Here is a 1,255-nt window from a genome sequence, read left to right as displayed (position 1 = left end):
GGTTGCGTCCAGGGAAGTGGTGTACGGGTTCGACCTGATCCGGGGGTTTGCTCCGGCGTCGGGATGAGGCCCGCATAGACGAACGGCCACCGGCTGATCTTTCAAGACGACCAAGTCTCTGAAGGAGATCAGCACGATGACCGCACCTGACAGTCTGCCCCTGCACGCCCTCACGGAGGACAACCTCGCCTCGGCGAGTCCCGATCTGCTGCGCGCGATGGTCAAGACGTTCGCCGACGCGCTCATGTCCGCGGAGGCTGACGCTCTCTGCAACGCCGAATACGGGCAGGTCAGCGCGGAGAGAGTGAACCACCGCAACGGCTACCGCCCACGTGAGTGGGACACCAGGGCGGGAACCGTAGAACTGGCCATCCCCAAGCTCAGGTCCGGCAGCTACTTCCCGCACTGGCTCCTCGAACGGCGCCGCCGGGCCGAGCAGGCCCTGATCTCGGTGGTCGCCACCGCCTACCTGCTCGGTGTCTCCACCCGCCGAGTCGAGAAGCTCGCCGAGTCCCTCGGCGTCACCCAGCTGTCGAAGTCCCAGGTCTCCGCGATGGCCCGGCACCTGGACGAGCAGGTCACCGCGTTCCGGAACCGGCCCCTGGACGCCGGACCGTATGCCTTCGTCTGGGTCGACGCCCTCACGCAGAAGGTCCGCGAAGGCGGCCGCATCATCAACGTCCACGCGCTCATCGCGGTCGGGGTCAACGCCGACGGCCACCGCGAGATCCTCGGCCTGGACGTCGCCACCGCCGAGGACGGCGCCGGCTGGCTGGCCTTCCTGCGCTCACTGATCGCCCGCGGCCTGTCCGGTGTCCAGCTGGTCGTCTCCGATGCCCACGCCGGCCTGGTCGACGCGATCGGCGCGGTGCTGCCCGGCGCCTCCTGGCAGCGATGCCGCACCCACTACGCCCGCAATCTACTGAGCCAGGTCCCAAAATCGGCCCAGCCCTGGGTCGCCACCCTGCTGCGGACCGTCTTCGAACAGCCCGACCCCGACGCGGTGAAGGCCCAGATGACACACGTCCTGGACGCACTGGAGGCCAAGTTCCCCAAAGCCGCCGCCCACTTGGACGCCGCCCAGCATGACCTGCTTGCCTTCACCGCCTTTCCCCGCGAGATCTGGCGGCAGATCTGGTCGAACAATCCGCAGGAGCGGCTGAACAAGGAGATCCGGCGTCGCACCGACGTGGTCGGTATCTTTCCCGACCGCACCGCTGTGATCCGGCTCGTCGGCGCGGTCCTGGCCGAGCAG

General features: G+C 68.2%; 1 protein-coding gene. It reads left to right on the top strand.

Annotation, left to right across the window (positions count from 1 at the left end; all coding sequences use genetic code 11):
* Window positions 1-136: 136 nt before the first annotated feature.
* A partial coding sequence (locus ACWC91_RS41605) for an IS256 family transposase (RefSeq protein ID WP_450645096.1) occupies window positions 137-1,255 on the top strand: 1,119 nt, incomplete at its 3' end.

It is taken from the genome of Streptomyces sp. NPDC001204, assembly GCF_053598035.1.
This window is presented reverse-complemented; position numbering and strand designations above follow the sequence as displayed.